Source organism: Nocardioides ganghwensis (genome assembly GCF_014779655.1).
Lineage (GTDB): Bacteria > Actinomycetota > Actinomycetes > Propionibacteriales > Nocardioidaceae > Nocardioides > Nocardioides ganghwensis.
The window spans coordinates 1-19009 of record NZ_JACXYX010000007.1 but is presented as its reverse complement, the minus strand read 5'-3'; the positions used below and the strand labels follow the sequence as shown (position 1 = coordinate 19009).

The following is a 19009-nucleotide window of genomic DNA, read 5'->3' as shown; positions in this document are numbered from 1 at the left end:
GTGACGTCATGAGGGCCGCATGCGTCGTCGTCCTCGCGTGCGCCGCGAGCCTCGTGGCCTGCTCCGCGGGAGGCCCGCAGGACAAGGTCGGCAACACCACGCGCGTCCTCCGCCTCGCAACCATCGACGACATCAACGACACCGGCATGGCGCACGGGCCCGAAGCATTCGTGCAGGCACTGGAAGAGGCCTCCGGCGGGCGGTTCCGGGTCGAGGTCGACCGGAACGAGTTCGGCGACGGCAACGCCGGGGACGAGAGCCGGCTGGTCGAGGCGATCGCCCGCGGCGAGGTCGACGGTGGATGGCCGACGACGCGCGCCTTCGCGGCTGCGGGGGTCGGCGGGCTGGAGGTGGTGGAAGCGCCGCTCGTGCTGACGAGCTACGACGCAGTCCGGGCACTGGTCGTGTCGGAGGTCGCGACGACCCTTCTCGGCCGGCTCGACGGGAGTGGCGTGACCGGTCTCGCCCTGGCGGTGGGGCCACTGCGTCGCCCCTTCGGTGTCGAGCCGATCCTGGGGCCGGAGGACTGGGCCGGGGCGAGGTTCCGTTCCTACAACTCGCCCGTGCAGGACGCGGCCATCGAGGCTTGGGGCGGAACGCCCGTCCACGCCGGGTTCGAGTGGACGCGCCACGTGGCCCAGGGCAGGCTCGCCGGGGTCGAGTTCGACGTCGCCCAGTACTACGTGAACGGTCAGACCATCGAGGCCGGACACCTCACGGGCAACGTCGTGCTGTGGCCCAAGGTCTACGTCCTGAGCCTGAGCGAGGAGCTGTACGACGACCTGACCACGCAGGAGCGGGCGTGGGTCGACGATGCCGCCGCGCGGGCATCGCGGGCGTCCGTCGAGGGATCGTACGACGAGGACAGGGTCGTCGAGCTCCTGTGCCGCGACGGCATGGAGGTCCACCTGGCGAGCCGGCAGCAGGTGGCCCGGCTCCGCGAGGCGGTCGCGCCCGTCCTGGCAGACCTGGCGGTCGATCCCGTCCTCGCCGAGCTCCAGGTCATGGGGGACCAGCAGGAGACCGACACCCTCGAGCCGGAGTCGTGCGTCCAGGCGCCGGTGATCGAGCACGCACAGTTCGAGCGGGTTCCGACCGACGAGGTCGGGATCCCCGACGGCGTCTACCGCTCCAGGCTGACGACCGGGATGTTGGCGGCAACGGGGATCGGGCCTCGGGTCGACGGCTGGTCGGGATCGTGGACCCTGACCATCAGGGACGGCACCTATGCCATCGACTGCACCCCCTTGTCCGGGGTGATGAGCAACGACTGCAACTTCGCGAGTCGTCTTCCCGACGGCTTCGACTTCAACCCGCGCGAGGTCGGTCGCGTCACCGGTCGCGGCGACACGGCATGGTTCGTCCACGACCCCGAGCGGGAAGAGGCACTCACCGACTGCACGTGGCCCGAACGCCCGTCCGACCGCGAACCCTGCTACCCGAGCGTCGTCAGCGAGGTGACCTGGCAGTACGACGACGGCACCCTGGTCCTCTCCGACCTCCGGACGAACCTCGAGCCGAGCATCGACCTCATTGCGGGACCGTGGACGCGGATCGATTGACCCTCGCCACCAGGACCGTGCCGCCGCCCGGGCCCATGGCGACGGACAACTCCCCGCCGAGGCTGGCCATCCGGTCCGCCAGACCGCGCAGGCCGTTCCCAGCCGGGTCCACCCCTCCACGTCCGTCGTCCTCCACCCGGAGCACCAGGTCGTCCGGTTCGCTTGCCAGGCAGACAGTGGCGTGCTCAGCGGCGGCGTGCCTGACCACGTTCGTGAGTCCTTCGCAGCACGCGTAGAAGAGTGCCGTCTCGGCAGCATTCGAGCCTCGCGGATCGCCCAGCACCCTGACCGTCACGTCCAGCGGCAGCCGCGCGACGACCTCTCGTACGGCGTCGGGCAGCGCGCCGTCCCCGAGCCCCGCCGGCGGATGACCTGCGACCAGGGTTGCGAGTGCTCCTTCCATCCTGCGCAGGTCCTCCCGGACGGGCGTCAGCTCGGACGAATGACCGCCCAGCTCGTCGAGGTGGTGAAGGGCGGTCCGGAGGCGCGGGACCACCTCGACCCCGAGCAGCTCCATCACACGTCCACGTTCCTCGTCGGTCACGCGGAGCAGCCGCCGCCGCGCAGCTTCCAGCTCGCGGACCCGCTCGCGGCGGCGTTCGGTCAGCTCGACGTCGGTGGCCACGAGCTCGAGCACCTCGACGACCCGGCGCCGCACCTCCATGTCGTCGAGCGCGGGGGAGCGGCTCGCGACCGCTGCGCGTCTTCGGCCGGTCTCGGGGTCGGTCACGACGAGGAGGTCCGCGCCCTCTCCCGGCCGCACTGCCAGGTCGACGCCCACGGCGAGCACCAGGCCGTCGTCCCCCAGTGCCTCACCCAAGACCGCTTCCAGCAGCCGGGACGGATCGGGGGCAGCGGGGTCGTACGCGTCGAGTGCGCGGGCGAGGCGGCGACCTCTGGACCGTCGTTCCGCCTGGTCCACGACGACGAAGCCGGCGGCCAGTGCCAGCAGTACCGCGGCGTAGGCGGCGAAGCTCGCCAAGGGGTCGAAGTCATCGGGGAACCAGCGCTGACCGGCCCACGACAGGCCCCACACAGCGGCCATCGCGAGCGCGGCCGCCGCGGCGTACCAGGTGCGTGGGGTTGCACGACGCGACCTGGTGTCCTCCGCGACGACTGCCACGGCCGAGACGAGGGCGACGAGCGCCGCCAAGGCCTGCCCACCCCACCCCGTGCCGACCGCCAGGGCACCGGCCAGTGCCGCGACCCTGGCGGGCCCCGACCGGACGCCTGCCGGGAGCAGGAGGAGCAGGGCGGCGAGGAGCAGGCCCTGGTGCCAGAGCAGTGCAGGCCACAGGGTCGCGCTCGACCATGCGAGCGAAGCGAGGCCGAGCAGGACTCGCGGGACCAGCGGGCCACCGCTGACCACCGCAGCGAGCCCGAGTGCCAGACCGACGACGGCGTCGAGGACGAGCCAACCCGTCGGCGTGCTGCCGTGGGACGTGGTGACGACGAGCACGGCACCGGCAGCCACGACCAGAGCTGCTGCTGCGCGCCGGACGAGGGACGTCATGATCGAGTGTGCCACGTCGGCCCCCCGGACTACGTAGGCTTCGCCCCGTGCTCGTCGTCACCCGCCTCCGTACGCCCTCCGGCCCAGCCGGCCCCGACGCCGCCGCGGAGCACGAGCTCCGACGCGGCCTCCTGCGCGCCCTCGCCATCCTCGCCGCGAAGCCGGGCTACGTCTCGGGGGACGTGGGCCGCAACGTCGACGACCCGGGACTGTGGGTGCTCACGACGCGCTGGGAGAACGTCGGCTCCTACCGCCGCGCGCTGGGTTCCTACGAGGGCAAGATGCACATCCAGCCGCTGATGGTGCACGCGGTCGACGAGCCCAGCGCGTACGAGGTGGTCGAGGAGGGGACCGACCTCAACGAGGCCCGGCCACGGTCGATAGGGTGACCGCTCGCCCCACTCCGAAGCACCGCCCGAGCCGGCAGCCAGCCGGCCCGACCTCCTGAAGGACTGCACCGTGGCCAAGCCCGCTCCCACCGCCCTGGACAACGTCGTCTCCCTCGCCAAGCGCCGGGGTTTCGTCTTCCCCTGCGGCGAGATCTACGGCGGCACCCGCTCGGCCTGGGACTACGGCCCGCTCGGTGTGGAGCTCAAGGAGAACATCAAGCGCCAGTGGTGGCGGTCGATGGTCACCCGCCGCGACGACGTCGTCGGCCTCGACTCCAGCGTCATCCTGCCGACCCGCACGTGGGAGGCCAGCGGCCACCTGAGCACCTTCAGCGACCCGCTGGTCGAGTGCCAGTCGTGCCACAAGCGCTTCCGCGAGGACCACCTCCAGGAGGACTACGCGAGCAAGAAGGGCACCCCCGACAAGCCGGTGGACCCCGACTCGGTCGACATCAACGAGTCGATCGCGTGCCCCAACTGCGGCACCCGCAACGCGTGGACCGAGCCCCGCAACTTCAACATGATGCTCAAGACCTACCTCGGCGTCATCGAGGACGAGTCGGGCCTGCACTACCTGCGGCCCGAGACCGCGCAGGGCATCTTCCTCAACTTCGCCAACGTCGTGACCTCGAGCCGCCAGAAGCCGCCCTTCGGCATCGCCCAGATGGGCAAGAGCTTCCGCAACGAGATCACCCCCGGCAACTTCATCTTCCGCACCCGCGAGTTCGAGCAGATGGAGATGGAGTTCTTCGTCAAGCCGGGCGAGGACGACGAGTGGTTCCGCTACTGGATCGAGGAGCGCACCCGGTGGTACGTCGACCTCGGCATCAACCCCGACAACCTGCGCCACTACGAGCACCCCGAGGAGAAGCTCTCCCACTACTCCAAGGGCACGACCGACATCGAGTACCGCTTCGGGTTCTCGGGCCGTGACTTCGAGGAGCTCGAGGGCATCGCCAACCGCACCGACTTCGACCTCAAGCAGCACAGCGAGTTCTCCGGCAAGGACCTGTCCTACTACGACCAGGCCGCCGACGAGCGCTACGTCCCCTACGTCATCGAGCCCGCGGCCGGGCTCACCCGCTCGCTGATGGCCTTCCTCATCGACGCCTACACCGAGGACGAGGCGCCCAACACCAAGGGCGGCGTCGACAAGCGCGTCGTGCTCAAGCTCGACCCGCGCCTCGCGCCGGTCAAGGTCGCCGTGCTGCCGCTGAGCCGCAACGCCGACCTGTCGCCCAAGGCCAAGGCGCTCGCCGCCGAGCTGCGCCAGAACTGGAACGTCGACTTCGACGACTCCGGCGCGATCGGCCGCCGCTACCGCCGCCAGGACGAGATCGGCACCCCCTACTGCGTGACGGTCGACTTCGAGACCCTCGACGACAACGCCGTCACCATCCGCGAACGCGACACCATGTCGCAGGAGCGGGTCAGCCTCGACGGCATCACGCGCTGGTTCGCGGAGAAGCTCGTCGGCTGCTGAGCGACCTCGGCGGTCGAGGTGCGAGCGCAGCGAGCCTCGAAACCACCCTGTGATGGCGGTGCGTCCGCCTGAGCGTGGATGATGTCGCCATGCGGCGCACCCTGCTCGTGACCGTCCTGCTGGGAGCGGCGCTGGTCCTGTCCGCGTGCACGAGCCCCGAGCCGCCCGCCGCCGAGTCGGAGTCGCCCACGCCCACTGCGACCAGCGGGACGACAACCGGCACCGAGCCCGGCACGGACCTCGACTTCGGTGACTCCGCGGTGCTCGCCTGGCAGCCGACCCAGGACCTCGCCGGCGAGCTCGAGCTGACCGTGGTCACGGTCGCCGAGCAGCGGCAGTCGGTCTTCGACGGGTGGACCCGGGACGAGTCGATGGCGGCGGCACGGCCCTACTTCGTGACCGTCACGCTCGCCAACGTCGGGGAGACCGACCTCGGCGGGCAGGACGTGCCGCTCTACCTCCGCGACACCGACGGCACCCTCGGCGCCCCGTGGACCCTGGGCGGCGACTTCACGGCCTGCCAGAGCGGGCCGCTGCCGGTCCCGTTCGAGCCCGGCGCCGAGCAGGAGATGTGCCTGGTCTACCTCGTGCCCGACGGTGGGCGGGTCCGCGACCTGGTCTTCGAGCCGACCGAGGGCTACGACCCGATCACGTGGACCGGAGACGTCGAGGAGCCCGTACGCCAGCGCAAGGACGCGAAGAAGCGCGGTCGCGGCTGATTTGGGCCGGGGCGCGCCGGGGTTCGACAATGGGGACGTGACCGCCGCGCTGCCCGACTCGCTGACCCTGGGGTCGGTGCACGTCGACACCCCGGTCGTCCTGGCCCCCATGGCCGGCATCACCAACGCCGCCTACCGACGGCTCTGCGCCGAGCAGGGTGCGGGCCTCTACGTCTGCGAGATGATCACGAGCCGTGGTCTCGTGGAGGGCGACGAGACCACGAAGAAGATGCTCGTCTTCGACGAGCTCGAGACCGTGCGGTCGGTGCAGCTCTACGGCACCGACCCCGTCTACATCGGCAAGGCCGTCGAGATCCTCTGCGCCGACCACGGCGTCGCGCACGTCGACCTCAACTTCGGCTGCCCGGTGCCCAAGGTGACCCGCAAGGGCGGCGGGGGAGCACTGCCGTGGAAGCGCGGGCTGCTCGGCGAGATCCTCGAGCACGCCGTCGCGGCCGCCACGCCCTACGACGTGCCGGTCACGATGAAGACCCGCAAGGGCCTCGACGACGACCACCTGACCTACCTCGACGCCGGCCGGATCGCGCAGGAGAGCGGGATCGCGGCGATCGCGCTGCACGGGCGCACGGTCCAGCAGGCCTACTCCGGCGAGGCCGACTGGGAGGCCATCGGCGCACTGGTCGACCACGTCGACATCCCCGTGCTCGGTAACGGCGACATCTGGGAGGCCGCCGACGCGCTGCGGATGGTCGAGCAGACCGGTGCCGCCGGCGTCGTCGTCGGTCGCGGCTGCCTCGGCCGCCCCTGGCTGTTCCGCGACCTCGCGGCGGCCTTCCACGGCGAGGACGTCGCCACCCTGCCCACGCTCGGCGAGGTGAAGGCGATGATGCGCCGGCACGCCGAGCTGCTCTCCGAGCACATGGGCGAGGAGCGCGGCTGCAAGGAGTTCCGCAAGCACATCACCTGGTACCTCAAGGGGTTCCCGGCCGGCGGCGAGCTGCGCCACCGGCTGGCCCTCGTCGACTCGCTGGCGAGCCTCGACGAGCTCCTCGAGGACCTCGACGACGCCGCCCCGTTCCCCGAGCGCGAGCTCGGCACGCCGCGGGGCAGGCAGGGTGCTCCCCGCAAGAAGGTGGTGCTCCCCGACGGGTGGCTCGACGACACCGACGGGCGTGGCTCGCACCTGCGCGAGGACGCCGACGAGACCACCGGGGGCTGACGGCGCCGGCGCGTCCATCCGCACCGGGTGAGCCGGAACACGCGCGTTTTTACCGTGGAGAATTGGGACAGGCCGAGAATCCTGTGCTTCACTCGTGGATCGCGTCGACGTGGGCACGAGCCCCTCCCTGTTTCCGGGCTCGTGGATCGGCGCACGTCCCCCGTCAGCAAATGCAAAGGATCAGCGCTGTGGCTCAGCATCGCCACAAGCGGGAAACCCCTGCTAGCCCTCGTCAGAAGTCCATCCCCCGATCCGTCCAGGTCGCCGCCCCCCTCGCCGTCGTGGCGACGCTCTCGGCCGTGACCATGGGCGTCCTCGCGGCAGAGCCCGCGACGTCCGGTGAGGACCTCCTCGCCTCCTCCAGCAGCACCTCGCAGTCGATCTCCGGCGCCGCCTCGAACAGCACGGCCCTGAGCCGCCGCAGCGAGAGCCGCCAGACCACGGTCTCGCGCTCGCAGATCCGCACCGCGGCCCGCGCGGAGGCGGCCGCCCGCAAGGACCTCAGCATCGACAAGCAGGCTCGCCGCCTCGCCAAGAAGCTCGACGCCAAGGTCTGGACCACGGAGGCTCTCAACCTCTGGTCCGGTCCCGGTGAGAAGTCCGAGAAGCTCGGCCTGGTCGACGCCCTCCAGCAGGTGGCCGTCACCGGTCGCGAGCAGGCCGGACGCACCCAGGTCGTCATCGACGGCCAGTCGCGCTGGGTCACCTCCGACTACCTCAGCCAGGACAAGCCGAAGCCCGAGCCCAAGGAGCCCGAGGGCCCGAGCCTCGGCGGCGCGTGCTCCAACGGCTCCTCGATCGACGCCGGCCGCGCGACCCTCTACGAGATCCACGACGTGGTCTGCTCCAACTGGCCGCAGGTCACCAGCTACGGCACGTGGCGCGGCGACGGCGACCACGGTCAGGGCCGCGCCATCGACATCATGGTCAGCGGCGAGACCGGCTGGGCGATCGCCGACTTCCTCCGGGCCAACTACTCCGCCCTCGGCATCGAGTACATCATCTACGCCCAGAACATCTGGTCCGTGGAGCGTGCCGGCGAGGGTTGGCGCGGGATGTCCGACCGCGGGTCGGTCACGGCCAACCACTACGACCACGTCCACGTCACGGTCTACTGACGCACCCGCGGACGGCCGCGTCGTCCGCGACGTCCTCGGGGCTCGCTAGGCTGACCGGCCGATGAGCATCGAGGACCTGTACGACGAGGCGGCGCGCGAGCGCCTCGTCCCTGAGCCGCCCAAGCGGGTCGACGCCCCCGTACGCCTGGCGTTCGAACGCGACCGGGCGCGCGTCGTCCACGCCGCGGCCTCGCGACGCCTCGCGGCCAAGACGCAGGTGGTCGGCCCGCAGACCGACGACTTCGTCCGCAACCGGCTCACGCACAGCCTCGAGGTCGCGCAGGTCGCCCGTGACCTCGCCCGGGCGATCGGCACGCATCCCGACATCGCCGAGACGGCGGCGCTGGCCCACGACCTGGGTCATCCGCCGTTCGGGCACAACGGCGAGCGGGCGCTCGCGGGCCTCAGCGGCGACTGCGGCGGGTTCGAGGGCAACGCGCAGACGTTGCGGCTGCTCACGCGGCTCGAGTCCAAGACCTTCGACGCCGACGGCCGCTCGGTGGGCCTCAACCTCACCCGCGCGACGCTCGACGCCTGCACGAAATACCCCTGGAGCCGTACGGAGGCCTCGGGTCCGCACGGCGTCCACGCCGACGGCACGCCGCGCGTGGTGGTCAAGTTCGGCGTCTACGACGACGACCGCCGGGTCTTCGACTGGCTCCGCACCGGTGTCGACGGCCGCCGTCGCTGCCTCGAGGCGCAGGTCATGGACCTGGCCGACGACGTGGCCTACTCGGTGCACGACGTCGAGGACGGCATCGTGGCCGGCCGGCTCGACCTCACCCGCCTGGACCGCGACGCGCTCTGGGAGACCGTCCGGTCCTGGTACCTGCCCGGTGCGGACGACGCGACACTCGACGCGGCGCTGGCCGACCTGCGTGCCATGGAGAGCTGGCCGGTCTCTGCCTACGACGGCAGCCGGCGGGCGCTCGCCGCGATCAAGAACCTCACCAGCGACCTCGTCGGGCGCTTCTGCGGGAGCGTGCAGCAGGCCACCTTGGCCGCGACGGCGGGAGAGCCCCCGGTGCGGCACCGCGCCGACCTCGTGGTCCCCACCGCGACCGAGGTCGAGATCGGCGTGCTCAAGGGGATCGCCGCCCTCTACGTCATGCAGGCCGACGACCGCGTCGCCCTCATGGAGCGCCAGCGCCAGCTGGTCGCCGAGCTGGTCGAGGCACTGTGGGCCCACGGCGTCGCCGGGTTGGACCCGGTCTTCGTCGAGGACTGGCACGCCGCCCTCGACGACGCCGGTCGTCGGCGCGTGGTCATCGACCAGGTCGCGTCCCTCACCGACGCCAGCGCCGTCGCACGCCACGCGGCGCTCGCCTCTTCGGGGGTCGAGAGGCGAGCGCCACGCGGGGATCGGGACCCGGGCTAGGGCAGGTCGCCCTGCGGGTACGGGTTGTCCTGACGTGCGGTGCTGTCGGGGTGCAGCTGGCCCTCCAGGTTGGACTGGTCGGACTGGTCGGACCGGTGGCCGCCGTGGCCCGACGGAGTCACCTTGTCGGCCGCGGCGCTGGCGGCCGAGGCGACCTTGTCCTTCACCACGGGCGCCTTCTGCTGCGCGGTCTCCTTCACCACGTCGGCGGCCTGGTGCGCCTTCTCCTGGACCCGCGGGTCCTCCTTGACGCGCATCGCCGTCTTCTTGATCTGTTCGTAGCGCTCGCGTCCGGCCCGGGTGCCGAGCACGTAGCCGACACCTCCGGCGACGAGCAGCATGAGCTTCTTCATGGGGGGTCTCCCTTCCCTGTTGGGTCAGTGGTCGATCAGTGGTCGGTCAGTGGTTCGCGCGGCGTCGCCACAGGATCAGCACCACGGCCATCGCGACGAGCGAGCCGGCCGCGGCGAGGACCTCGTTGCGCGGGCGTCCGTCGTCGGTCGTCGCGGAGTCCTTGAGCGCGGCCACCTTCTGCTGCGCCTGCGACTTCACGTCGAGCTTGGCGGCGAGCTCGTCGACGGTCCCGGCGAGCTGCTCGCGCTGGATCGCGATCTCGGCCTCGAGCTCCTCGGGCGTCTTGTTCTCAGCCATGGTGGTCTCCCTTCACCGTCGCGATGTCCTCCTTGAGGCCCTGGATCGCCCGGTCGGGTGCGGCCGGGGCGGCCTCGGCCACCTTGTTCTTCCCGACCAGGCCGGCCACGGCCGCCGCGGCGAGCAGCACGATCGCCACGATCAGGGCGGCGAGCCAGGCGTCGACGACGTTCGCGAGGCCGAGGATCGCGGTGGTGACCAACGCGGCGAGGGCGAAGAACGCGAGGAGGCCGGCGACGCTGAACATGCCGAGGCCGACCCCTGCCCGCTTGCCCTTCTGGGCGACCTCCGCCTGGGCCAGGCGCATCTCCGAGCGGATCAGCTCGGGGATCTGCTGGGACAGCTGGTGGATGAGTGCTCCGAGAGTCTGACTCTCCGGCGCTCCGTGCTGAGAAGTCATTCCTCGACCTTCGCAGACGTGCCGGACGGGCACCAGCGGCGTACGCCCCAAGGGGTGGCCGCCCTCCCAGCGGCGGTGACCGCGAGGCGATGGCCGGGGATGTGGAGACTCCCGGCCGCTCGTGGGAGCGCGCCCGTAGACTCCCCGGCGTGGCAGGCCGGATTCGCGACGACGACATCGCCGAGGTGCGCGAGAAGGCGCGGATCGACGACGTGGTGTCCGGCTACGTCACCCTCAAGCGCGCCGGCGGCGGGTCGCTCAAGGGCCTCTGCCCGTTCCACGACGAGAAGACGCCGTCGTTCAACGTCAACCCGGCTCGCCAGTTCTTCCACTGCTTCGGCTGCGGCGAGGGCGGGGACGTCATCTCGTTCCTGATGAAGGTCGACGGCCTCACCTTCACCGAGGCGGTCGAGCGGCTGGCGGAGAAGTACGGCGTCCAGCTCCGGCGCGAGGACGGCGACGACGAGCCCGTACGCCCCCGCGGCCCGGCCCGCGGCCGGCTCATCGAGGCCCACAAGGTCGCCCAGGAGTTCTACGCCGAGCAGCTGGCCGGCCGCGACGCCGTGGTCGCGCGCCAGTTCCTGCACGAGCGCGGGTTCGACCAGGCCGCCGCCACGATGTTCGGCGTGGGGTTCGCCCCGCGCGACGGCGAGGCGCTGACCCGCCACCTGCGCGGGCGCCGGTTCACCGACGAGGAGTCGGTCGCGGCCGGGCTCGTCGCGCACGGTCGCTCCCACTACGACCGTTTCCGCGGCCGGCTGGTGTGGCCGATCCGCGAGGCCAACGGCGACACGATCGGGTTCGGTGCCCGTCGGATCTTCGACGACGACCGCATCGAGGCCAAGTACCTCAACACCTCCGAGACCGCGATCTACAAGAAGAGCCAGGTGCTCTACGGCATCGACCTCGCCCGCTCCGCGATGAAGGACGCCCAGCAGGCCGTCGTCGTCGAGGGCTACACCGACGTGATGGCCTGCCACCTCGCCGGAGTGAAGACCGCGGTCGCGTCCTGCGGCACGGCCTTCGGCACCGACCACGCACGCGTCCTGCGCCGCTTCCTGGGCGACCACGACACCACCAGTGGCGAGGTGATCTTCACCTTCGACGGCGACTCCGCCGGCCAGAAGGCCGCGATGAAGGTCCTCGAGAGCGACCAGGTGTTCGCCTCCCAGACCTACGTCGCGGTCGCTCCCGAGGGCATGGACCCCTGTGACCTGCGGCTGGCGGAGGGCGACGAGGCGGTCCGCGAGCTCGTCGCGAGCCGCCAGCCCCTCTACCGCTTCGCCCTCGACAACATCCTCACCCGCTACGACCTCGACCGCGCAGACGGTCGCGTCGACGCCCTGCGCGACGCCGCCGGGCTGGTGGCGAGCATCCGTGACAGGACCAAGGTCGAGACGTTCTCCCGCGAGCTCGCGCACATGGTGGGAGTCGACCTCGACCAGGTCCGCGAAGAGGTGCGACGGGCCGCCAACCGCCCGGCCCGGTCCGACGAGCGCCGACCGGCCCGCGCCGCCGAGACCCCCCCACCTCCGCAGCCGACGCGGCCGGCCCTGCCGAGCCTGTCCGACCCGCGCTTCCAGATCGAGCGCGAGCTGCTCAAGCTCGTCATCCAGCACCCGACCGGCGTGGGTCGTACGACCGCGCACGTGACCGCCGCCGACTTCACCCACCCCACGTTCCAGGGGGTGTGGGAGGCCGTGACGGCCGCGGGCGGGCCCGCTGCCGGCGCCGAGGACCCCGGCTGGGCCAGCCGGGTCCGCGGTGCGGCCACCGACCCGGCCGTGGTCGCTGCCGTCACCGAGCTCGGCGTCGAGCCGGTCCGCGGCACCTCCGACCCCAACCCGACCTTCGCCGTGGCCTACGTCTACCGGCTCCAGGAGCTCACCACGTCCCGCCGCATCGCCGACGTCAAGGCACGCCTGCAGCGCACCAACCCGGTCGAGCAGGCGCTCGACTACAACCGCATGTTCGGCGAGCTCGTCATGCTCGAGCAGCACCGCCGCAAGCTGCGCGAGGGCGCAGTCGCCCAGCCCGGAGGACACTCCTGATGGTCCCGATCAGCTGGCGGAGGCGCCACCCGGTCCCGCAGATCGCGGTCGGCCCTCGCGAGAAGGTCCTCGCAGCGACCGTCGCGGCCGACGGCGCCGTGCTCGCCGGGACCCGCGACGCGTTCTACCTCGAGCGCGACGGCGAGACCCGGCGCGTCCCGTGGGAGCAGGTGGAGGCGGCCGGCTGGGACCGCGACACCGACGCGTTCCAGCTCTCCGAGGTCGGCTCGTGGGGGGAGCAGCGTCCCGTGCACACGGCGACCCTCACCGACCCCGGCCGCCTGCTCGAGCTGGTCCACGAGCGGGTGACCGCCAGCATCGTCCTCCAGCGCCACGTCGCCGTTGCGCACCGTCGCGGCCTGCGCGTGATCGCGCGCCGCGCCCCCTCCGGCTCGGGTGCCGTCCACTGGGTCTACGAGTACGACGAGGGCGTCGATCCCGACGACCCGGCCGTGCGCGCGGCAGCCCGGGACGCCCTGGAGCTGGCTCAGCGCGACGTGGGTCTGCCCTGATTTCCCCCGCGGTGACGAGGCTTGCTAAGGTTTCGCCTCGCTGCACAAGCGATCCCCTGTAGCTCAACTGGCAGAGCATTCGGCTGTTAACCGGAGGGTTGTTGGTTCGAGTCCAACCGGGGGAGCCACGTACACCGCCTCCGACCTGCACGTCAGGTCGGAGGCGGTCGTCATTTCCGGGTCGGTGCACCCCCACAGGCGACTTCGTGCGGGAATCAGCGGATCGGCGTGCGTCATCCGGGTACTGCGCCCTCAGGTCCCTGCGACGTCGCGACTTCACAGGGGCTCAGGCCCGGGTGGTCAAGAAGCGGCCACCCGGGCCGTCTGCACGTCCGCCTCCTCCCGTGTGCGGCCCGCCTCTATACGATGCGTGCGTCGCCCATTGGGAGGGAAGGCTGCAGGATGGATCGTCACGAGTTCGGGCGCCGGTTGGCCGATGCCGCGCGTGGGATGTCCGAGACGCGACACCCGGCCGACGCGCTCGAGCGCGTCGCGACGATGGCCGTCGAGCTGATCGGTCCCTGCGACGTCGCCGGGGTCTGCGTGCTGCGCCCGGGTCGCGACGACACCTGTGCCCACACCCACGACTCGCTCCAGACCATGGACGACCTGCAGCACGCCCTGGACGAGGGCCCGGCCATGAGCGGTCACCGGACGGTCGACGTCATCTCGGTCGCCGACCTCAGCCGGGACGCGCCGTGGCCGCGCTGGGGGACGGAGGTGGCCGAGAAGACCGGGGTCCGGGCCTACCTCGGCTTCCGCCTGTTCGTCGACGCCGAGAGCCTCGGGATGCTGAACCTCTACGCCTACGAGCCCGGCGCCTTCGACCACGCGGACCAGCTCGACGGCCTCGTGGTGGCCGCACATGCGGCGGTGGCCCTGAGCGCGGCTGTCGCGCAGGACCAGATGCACACCGCCCTGGGCAGCCGCCAGCTGATCGGGGAGGCGACCGGGATCCTGCGCGAGCGGTTCGCCCTGACCTCCGAGCAGGCGTTCGCCGTGCTCAAGCGGCTCTCGTCCCAGCAGAACATCAAGCTGTTCGCCGTCGCGCAGCACGTCGTGGACACCGGCACCCTGCCGGGTGCGGCCGACCAGCCTCCCGCAGCACAGCCAGGGTAGGCGTCGGCGGCCCGGATTGCCGGGGCGTAACGCTTTCGCGCCGGCGTGTGAACTGTGCGTTACGCCGACCGGAAGCGTCCCGACGCTGCGACAGGCTGGGCCCATGAGCGTGGAGCAGCCGGACGCCGGCGGCGTGGGTGTCGACTTCGTCGTACGCCCGGACGGCACGGTGGTGGGTGACGACGGGGCGTCGGGCGCACTCGCGGCGGCCCTTCCCTACACCGGTCGCCTGGCCCGTCGCATGGGCGAGCTCGTCGACGGCGGCGACCTGCGCGTCCTGGAGGCCTACGGCGGGCACCGGCTCTCGGTGGGGGTGACCTGGACCCCCGCGGGCGAGGGCACCTACCGGGCGTCGCTGCGCCGGCTCGAGCCGCGCGTCGTGCCGACCTTCATGGTCGTCGGCGCCGTGGACACCCCGTCTGCGGTCGCGCACTGCGTCGACCGCACCATGTCGGTCGACGGGGTCCGCTGGAGCTCGGTCGTCACGGCAGGGTCCCGGGTGATCGCCGCCGCGGGGGATCGCTGCGACCTGCACCACCTCGCCGAGGTCGGCAACCGGATGCTCGCGATCCTGCGCTCCCTCGAGGACCAGCACGCCACCGGGTTCATGCGGTTGCACTTCGAGCAGGGGGCGGTCGTCGGGGCCTCGCTGGGGCGCCACGCGCTCGTCACCTACGCGGGCGTGACCAGCGACGACGAGCTCCTGGCGGTGATCGACGAGGTCCGCGCGATCCTCGCCGACCACGACCTCTCGGCGGTCCCGACCGAGTTCGACCCCGAAGCCGCGGACCACGACCCCGTCGACGAGGGCGTCCAGCACGGCGTGGAGGAGGTGGTCGAGCCGGCCCGGCACGCGTCACCCCCGCTGGTGGGTGCCCGCTTCGCGGGTGCCGGCCAGCGCGAGCCGAGGAGGCCCCGTCGCCGGTTCGGTCGCTAGCCGCTCAGCCCCACCCGAGCGGGAAGACCTCGAACGTGGCTGCATGCGTGACACCGAGGCCCTGGCCACCGCCGCGGAGGATGCCGTCGAGGAACTCCTCGGGGTCCCATCCCTCCCAGCCGAGGCCGTCGATGTAGGCCCTGTGCTCCTCGAGCGAGGCGACACCGGCCCCGAAGGTGTCGGTGACGTCGACCGCGTGCGTCGCCTGCGGCGACCCGCCCGCCCACACGGCCCGTACGCCGCCCCACGGCTCGAGGCCGTCGACCAGCTGCTCCGGGAAGACCCACCGGTTGCCGGCGTCGCGCACGGCGTCGAGGAGCGCCTTGCCGACGGCGATGTGGTCGGCCTGGTTGAGGTTCGTCCCGCCGAAGGTCTCGCGGAAGTTGATGGTCATCGCGACGTCCGGGCGCTGCTCGCGCACGACCCGCGCGATCGAGCGCCGCAGCTCCACGCCGTACTCGAGGATCCCGTCGGGAAGGCGCAGGAAGACCACCTCGTCGACGCCGACGACCGCCGCGGACGCGATCTCCTCGGCCTCGCGCAGCGGACCGCACTCGTCGGGGTGGATCCCGTCGATCCCGGCCTCGCCGCTGGTGACCATGCAGTAGACGACCCGCTTGCCCTGGCCGGTCCAGCGTGCCACCGCAGCGGCGGCGCCGTACTCGATGTCGTCGGGGTGGGCGACCACGAAGAGGGCGCTCTCCCAGTCCTCCGGGAGCGCTTCGTAGGACGGGGGAGTGGGGCGCTCGTCGCTCATGGCCCGAGCATGGCACCGCAGCGAGCGGCGTGTCTGCCCCTCAGGCCATCACGCCCACGGCCTGCGGGGCGAACCCCGGGAACACCTGGGCGACCGACACGCCGAACCGCTTCGTGACGACCTCGGTCAGCACGCTGCGGTAGTCGGTCGTGACGAGCAGGTCGCCGTCGAGGGTGTCCTGCAGGCCGGGCCACGAGCCGTGGTAGCGACCGCCCCTGACCCCGGCGCCGGCGACGAACATGACGTTGCCGAAGCCGTGGTCGGTGCCGTAGTCGTCGTTCTCCTTGACCCTCCGGCCGAACTCGCTGAGCGTGACCAGGGTGACCCGGTCGGCGGCGGGGCCGAGATCGGTGAAGAAGGCGGCGATCGAGGAGGCCAGGTCGCCGGCGTTGCGCTTCATCTCTCCCCACTCGAGCGTGCCCGCGTCGGTGTGCATGTCCCAGTCGCCCTGGTCGACGGTGATGACCTCGGCGCCGACGCCCGAGCGGACGATGCGCGAGACGTCGGAGAGCGCCTTGCCCAGGCTCGTGCCGGGGTACGCCGGCGTGGGGATGCCAGCCGACGTGTCGCGCGCGAGGCCGAAGGTCTCCGCGCCCGAGATGGCGTCGCGCACCGCACGGCTCATCGGGCTGCTGCCGGTCCAGGCGTGCTTGAGGGAGGCGAGCCGCCGCCCGTCCTCCTCCGTGCCGGAGACCTTGGCGTTGTCGACGCGGTTGACGACGAAGGCGGGGTTGGTGCCGAAGAGCGAGGTCGGGACCTGGTTGCCCATCGCGGTCCCCTGCAGCGGAGAGGTGCCGGGCAGCTCTCCGAGCAGCCGGTTGAGCCAGCCGTTGCGCTCGGTCGAGCCGGGCGCGGCGTCCTCGATGGCCTCCATCGCCGCGAAGTGCGAGCGGTTGGGGGTGGGCATCCCGGTGGCGTGGACCGCGGCGAGGGTGCCGGCGTTCCACATCGGCAGCAGCGGTGCGAGGGCCGGGTGCAGGCCGAACATCGCGTCCGCGGCGAGCAGGGACGCCGCCGGGACGGCGATCCGGGGCCGGGCCGCGTAGTAGGCGGGGTCCGCGTGGGGCACGACCAGGGAGAGGCCGTCGGCTGCGCCGCGCAGGGACAGCAGCACCAGCACGGAGCCGCCGGACGAGGCGAGCGCCTTCGCGGTGCGGCCGGTGACGGCGTACGCCCGGGGGCCCGCGCCGGCCAGGGAGGGACCGAGGGCGACGGCGCCGCCGGCCAGGGCGGTACCCACGAGCTGGCGCCGGCTCAGCGCCAGGCGCGCCTCGTCGTAGTCCGGGCAACCGCAGGAGCGGGCAGCGCGGCCGGGGGCGGTGGTCTCAGGAGTCGTCATGTCAGCACGCCAGGTGGTCGGGGGAGTCGAGGACGGCAGCCAGGAGTCGCGGGAAGCCCCACTGGTAGAGCCCGTGCTCGCGGTCGATCTTCTCCCTGGCCTTGCAGCCGGTGGCCAGGCACGCGGTCTCGACCAGCCGCTTCGAGGCCGGTCGGTGCAGCAGGTCGCGGCTGACCTCGTCGACCAGGTCCTTGAACCGGATCGGCTTCTTCGCCGGCACCCACGCCTTCGGCTCGCGGTAGCGCAGGCCGTGCGACGGCCACCACCCGCCCGCCATCGACCAGTGCATGCTCATCGAGCCGAGGGCGCGGGCGGGGGAGGCCCAGACGTCGTCGGTCACCGGGCTGCCGTCGGGTCGTGGCCACGCGTGCGGGGAGAGCCCGAGGCCCGAGGCCTGCCAGAGCATCGCGTTGGCGCCGGAGTCGTTGCGGGTGGGTCGGCCGACCCCCACGCCGAGCGCGCGGTAGGTCGCGACCACGTCCTCGCTCGGGTCGCGCAGCTTCTTCCCGGCGGAGGCCCGGAACTCCTTGCTGTCGACCAGCGCCCGCAGCACCGGGACGATCGCGGTGTCGTTCGCGAGGTAGACCTTCGCGAGCCGCTTCACCAGCGCACGCGGCGGGTCGTCGCGCACGAACTTCGTCGCCAGCCGCTCGCACACGTGGTGCGCGGTGTCGGGGTGGTGCGTGAGGTAGCGGAGGTACTCCCGGGTGACCGCGCGACCGTCGGCCTTGCGGTTGGTGTGCGTGAAGCCGCGGACCTCGACCTTCCCGGTCCAGTGGTCCTCCTCGACGTAGGAGCGCGCCCACGTCTTCCAGAGGTCCACGTGCCAGCCGGTGAGGATCCGCGCGGACGCCTTCACGTCGTCCTCGCTGTAGTTGCCGGCGCCCAGGGTGTGCAGCTCGAGCAGCTCGCGGCCGAGGTTCTCGTTGGGTGCGCGCTTCGTCGACGTGGCCGCGGACAGGAAGATCAGCATCGCCGGGTGGGTGGCCGTCTCCAGCAGCAGCTGGTCGAAGCGACCGAGCGCGTGGCGCCGGATCGTGTCCCCGTAGTCCGCCCGCCACGTGAAGTGCGCGTCACCGCTGACCGGCACGTGGAGCATGGCCTCCCAGAACTCGGTCATCTTCTCGAGCACGGGCCGCCGCGTCCGGATGCGGCGCACCAGCAGCCACCGGCCGTAGTCCTCCATCACCTGCCAGCCGCCACGGACCTCCTGCACCTGCCGTTGCCACAGGTCGGACGGCTTCCGGTCAAGGTCGGGCCACCACCGGCGCACGGCCTCGGCGGGCGCGTCCGGGAACGACCGGGGCCGGGTGAGCTGCGCCTCGAACCACGCCGACGCGCCACCGGCCCGGCGTACGTCGCGCGCGAGCGTCGCGTCGACGCCGTAGCCGAAGCGTGTGACGAGGTGCCGCTGCGAGGGGGACAGCAGGGCAGAACGATCCTTGGCCACCGAGGTCCTCCCGCACCCGAGCCGATTCCGAGACGCCACACTGTCCCACGCCGCACCCCGGGCGAGAAGCCGAACGACGATTTCACGTGCTGCCGCAGCGAGCCGTCCCGACCGGTGACCTAGACCTGAACCGCACCAACACGACCCTGGGCTTCCGGGTGGTGGAGCGCATGTACGAGATGGACGTGGCCATCGCCTAGGGTCTCGCCTCGAGGGGCGGTAGCTCAGTCGGTCAGAGCAGAGGACTCATAATCCTTGGGTCGTGGGTTCGAGCCCCACCCGCCCTACGAGAACCTTGTATTGCTTCGCCTGATGGGTGACGTTCGGCCTTCGGTTGATGCGTCACACATCTTCGGGTGATGGGTGACAGCTACTCCGGTTGATTGGTGACACTCCCCAGATGAGGGAGTTGAGCGTGACCGAGCAGCGGTATCGGGCCGTGCTGGCTGTG

General features: G+C 71.8%; 18 protein-coding genes and 2 tRNA genes. 13 read left to right on the top strand and 7 right to left on the bottom strand.

Annotation, left to right across the window (positions count from 1 at the left end; translation table 11 throughout):
* Positions 1 to 8 precede the first annotated feature (8 nt).
* Complete coding sequence (locus IEZ24_RS09815) at positions 9 to 1562, top strand: TRAP transporter substrate-binding protein (RefSeq protein WP_129453479.1); 1554 nt, start codon at positions 9 to 11, stop codon at positions 1560 to 1562.
* On the opposite strand, the gene IEZ24_RS09810 is transcribed toward IEZ24_RS09815, so the two are convergent.
* The gene (locus tag IEZ24_RS09810) at positions 1531 to 3075 is read right to left on the bottom strand and encodes a sensor histidine kinase (protein WP_129453478.1); all 1545 of its coding nucleotides are present in this window, start codon (positions 3073 to 3075) and stop codon (positions 1531 to 1533) included. The two genes, IEZ24_RS09815 and IEZ24_RS09810, sit on opposite strands and share 32 nt — an antisense overlap.
* A 47-nt stretch (positions 3076 to 3122) precedes the next feature.
* Here IEZ24_RS09810 and IEZ24_RS09805 point away from each other — a divergent pair, with 47 nt between their 5' ends.
* From IEZ24_RS09805 to IEZ24_RS09780, 6 genes are all read left to right on the top strand, one after another.
* Positions 3123 to 3464 carry an antibiotic biosynthesis monooxygenase family protein gene (locus IEZ24_RS09805; protein ID WP_129453477.1) on the top strand — a complete coding sequence of 114 codons (342 nt, stop codon included), beginning with the start codon at positions 3123 to 3125 and terminating at the stop codon, positions 3462 to 3464.
* A gap of 70 nt (positions 3465 to 3534) precedes the next feature.
* A complete protein-coding gene (locus IEZ24_RS09800; RefSeq protein WP_129453476.1) occupies positions 3535 to 4947 on the top strand; it encodes a glycine--tRNA ligase in 1413 nt (470 codons plus the stop codon).
* 89 nt (positions 4948 to 5036) lie between these two features.
* Positions 5037 to 5666 (top strand): hypothetical protein, encoded by a 630-nt coding sequence (locus tag IEZ24_RS09795; RefSeq protein WP_129453475.1) that lies wholly within the window; start codon positions 5037 to 5039, stop codon positions 5664 to 5666.
* 37 nt (positions 5667 to 5703) lie between these two features.
* Positions 5704 to 6846 carry a tRNA dihydrouridine synthase DusB gene (gene dusB, locus IEZ24_RS09790; RefSeq protein WP_129453474.1) on the top strand — a complete coding sequence of 381 codons (1143 nt, stop codon included), beginning with the start codon at positions 5704 to 5706 and terminating at the stop codon, positions 6844 to 6846.
* Between the two features lie 281 nt (positions 6847 to 7127).
* A complete protein-coding gene (locus IEZ24_RS09785; RefSeq protein WP_129453473.1) occupies positions 7128 to 7964 on the top strand; it encodes an SH3 domain-containing protein in 837 nt (278 codons plus the stop codon).
* Between the two features lie 61 nt (positions 7965 to 8025).
* Positions 8026 to 9342 (top strand): deoxyguanosinetriphosphate triphosphohydrolase, encoded by a 1317-nt coding sequence (locus IEZ24_RS09780; protein WP_129453472.1) that lies wholly within the window; start codon positions 8026 to 8028, stop codon positions 9340 to 9342.
* Here the strand turns inward: IEZ24_RS09780 and IEZ24_RS09775 are convergent.
* From IEZ24_RS09775 to IEZ24_RS09765, 3 genes are read right to left on the bottom strand one after another with little or no spacing between them, the layout of a single operon-like run.
* Complete coding sequence (locus IEZ24_RS09775) at positions 9339 to 9695, bottom strand: YtxH domain-containing protein (protein ID WP_191192844.1); 357 nt, start codon at positions 9693 to 9695, stop codon at positions 9339 to 9341. The two genes, IEZ24_RS09780 and IEZ24_RS09775, sit on opposite strands and share 4 nt — an antisense overlap.
* A gap of 46 nt (positions 9696 to 9741) precedes the next feature.
* Positions 9742 to 9993 carry a DUF3618 domain-containing protein gene (locus IEZ24_RS09770; RefSeq protein WP_129453471.1) on the bottom strand — a complete coding sequence of 84 codons (252 nt, stop codon included), beginning with the start codon at positions 9991 to 9993 and terminating at the stop codon, positions 9742 to 9744.
* Positions 9986 to 10393, bottom strand: a complete 408-nt coding sequence (locus IEZ24_RS09765; protein WP_129453470.1) for a phage holin family protein — start codon at positions 10391 to 10393, stop codon at positions 9986 to 9988. The genes IEZ24_RS09770 and IEZ24_RS09765 overlap by 8 nt, the downstream gene beginning before the upstream one ends.
* Before the next feature lie 149 nt (positions 10394 to 10542).
* Here IEZ24_RS09765 and dnaG point away from each other — a divergent pair, with 149 nt between their 5' ends.
* From dnaG to IEZ24_RS09740, 5 genes are all read left to right on the top strand, one after another.
* A complete protein-coding gene (gene dnaG, locus IEZ24_RS09760) occupies positions 10543 to 12444 on the top strand; it encodes a DNA primase (protein WP_129453469.1) in 1902 nt (633 codons plus the stop codon).
* Positions 12444 to 12956: a hypothetical protein gene (locus IEZ24_RS09755; protein WP_207206691.1), complete on the top strand. Its 513-nt coding sequence runs from the start codon at positions 12444 to 12446 to the stop codon at positions 12954 to 12956. The genes dnaG and IEZ24_RS09755 overlap by 1 nt, the downstream gene beginning before the upstream one ends.
* Positions 12957 to 13008: 52 nt before the next feature.
* Positions 13009 to 13084 (top strand) — tRNA-Asn (locus IEZ24_RS09750).
* Positions 13085 to 13358: 274 nt separating this feature from the next.
* The gene (locus tag IEZ24_RS09745) at positions 13359 to 14075 is read left to right on the top strand and encodes a GAF and ANTAR domain-containing protein (RefSeq protein ID WP_165355961.1); all 717 of its coding nucleotides are present in this window, start codon (positions 13359 to 13361) and stop codon (positions 14073 to 14075) included.
* Positions 14076 to 14178: 103 nt separating this feature from the next.
* On the top strand, positions 14179 to 15012 hold the full coding sequence (locus tag IEZ24_RS09740) for a hypothetical protein (RefSeq protein WP_129453467.1): 834 nt from the start codon (positions 14179 to 14181) through the stop codon (positions 15010 to 15012).
* A gap of 4 nt (positions 15013 to 15016) precedes the next feature.
* On the opposite strand, the gene IEZ24_RS09735 is transcribed toward IEZ24_RS09740, so the two are convergent.
* Genes IEZ24_RS09735 through IEZ24_RS09725 form a run of 3 tightly spaced genes read right to left on the bottom strand, consistent with a single transcriptional unit; the run spans position 15017 to position 18558 of the window.
* Entirely contained in the window at positions 15017 to 15769 is a 753-nt protein-coding gene (locus IEZ24_RS09735; RefSeq protein ID WP_129453466.1) for a PIG-L deacetylase family protein, read from the bottom strand.
* A 40-nt stretch (positions 15770 to 15809) separates the two neighbouring features.
* Positions 15810 to 17108, bottom strand: coding sequence for a DUF1501 domain-containing protein (locus tag IEZ24_RS09730; RefSeq protein ID WP_129453465.1), 1299 nt, complete (start codon positions 17106 to 17108; stop codon positions 15810 to 15812).
* Between the two features lies 1 nt (position 17109).
* The gene (locus IEZ24_RS09725; RefSeq protein ID WP_165355960.1) at positions 17110 to 18558 is read right to left on the bottom strand and encodes a DUF1800 domain-containing protein; all 1449 of its coding nucleotides are present in this window, start codon (positions 18556 to 18558) and stop codon (positions 17110 to 17112) included.
* A gap of 213 nt (positions 18559 to 18771) precedes the next feature.
* Between IEZ24_RS09725 and IEZ24_RS09720 the strand changes: the two genes are divergently transcribed.
* Positions 18772 to 18845: transfer RNA gene (locus IEZ24_RS09720), tRNA-Ile, on the top strand.
* The last annotated feature ends 164 nt before the right edge of the window (positions 18846 to 19009 follow it).

Coding starts and splice junctions, on each gene's coding strand:
- IEZ24_RS09770 (WP_129453471.1), bottom strand. CDS start 9,993: ATGGCTGAGAACAAGACGCCCGAGGAGCTCGAGGCCGAGATCGCGATC.
- IEZ24_RS09765 (WP_129453470.1), bottom strand. CDS start 10,393: ATGACTTCTCAGCACGGAGCGCCGGAGAGTCAGACTCTCGGAGCACTC.
- IEZ24_RS09780 (WP_129453472.1), top strand. CDS start 8,026: ATGAGCATCGAGGACCTGTACGACGAGGCGGCGCGCGAGCGCCTCGTC.
- IEZ24_RS09745 (WP_165355961.1), top strand. CDS start 13,359: ATGGATCGTCACGAGTTCGGGCGCCGGTTGGCCGATGCCGCGCGTGGG.
- IEZ24_RS09735 (WP_129453466.1), bottom strand. CDS start 15,769: ATGAGCGACGAGCGCCCCACTCCCCCGTCCTACGAAGCGCTCCCGGAG.
- IEZ24_RS09775 (WP_191192844.1), bottom strand. CDS start 9,695: ATGAAGAAGCTCATGCTGCTCGTCGCCGGAGGTGTCGGCTACGTGCTC.
- IEZ24_RS09815 (WP_129453479.1), top strand. CDS start 9: ATGAGGGCCGCATGCGTCGTCGTCCTCGCGTGCGCCGCGAGCCTCGTG.
- IEZ24_RS09755 (WP_207206691.1), top strand. CDS start 12,444: ATGGTCCCGATCAGCTGGCGGAGGCGCCACCCGGTCCCGCAGATCGCG.
- IEZ24_RS09795 (WP_129453475.1), top strand. CDS start 5,037: ATGCGGCGCACCCTGCTCGTGACCGTCCTGCTGGGAGCGGCGCTGGTC.
- IEZ24_RS09730 (WP_129453465.1), bottom strand. CDS start 17,108: ATGACGACTCCTGAGACCACCGCCCCCGGCCGCGCTGCCCGCTCCTGC.
- IEZ24_RS09810 (WP_129453478.1), bottom strand. CDS start 3,075: ATGACGTCCCTCGTCCGGCGCGCAGCAGCAGCTCTGGTCGTGGCTGCC.
- IEZ24_RS09740 (WP_129453467.1), top strand. CDS start 14,179: ATGAGCGTGGAGCAGCCGGACGCCGGCGGCGTGGGTGTCGACTTCGTC.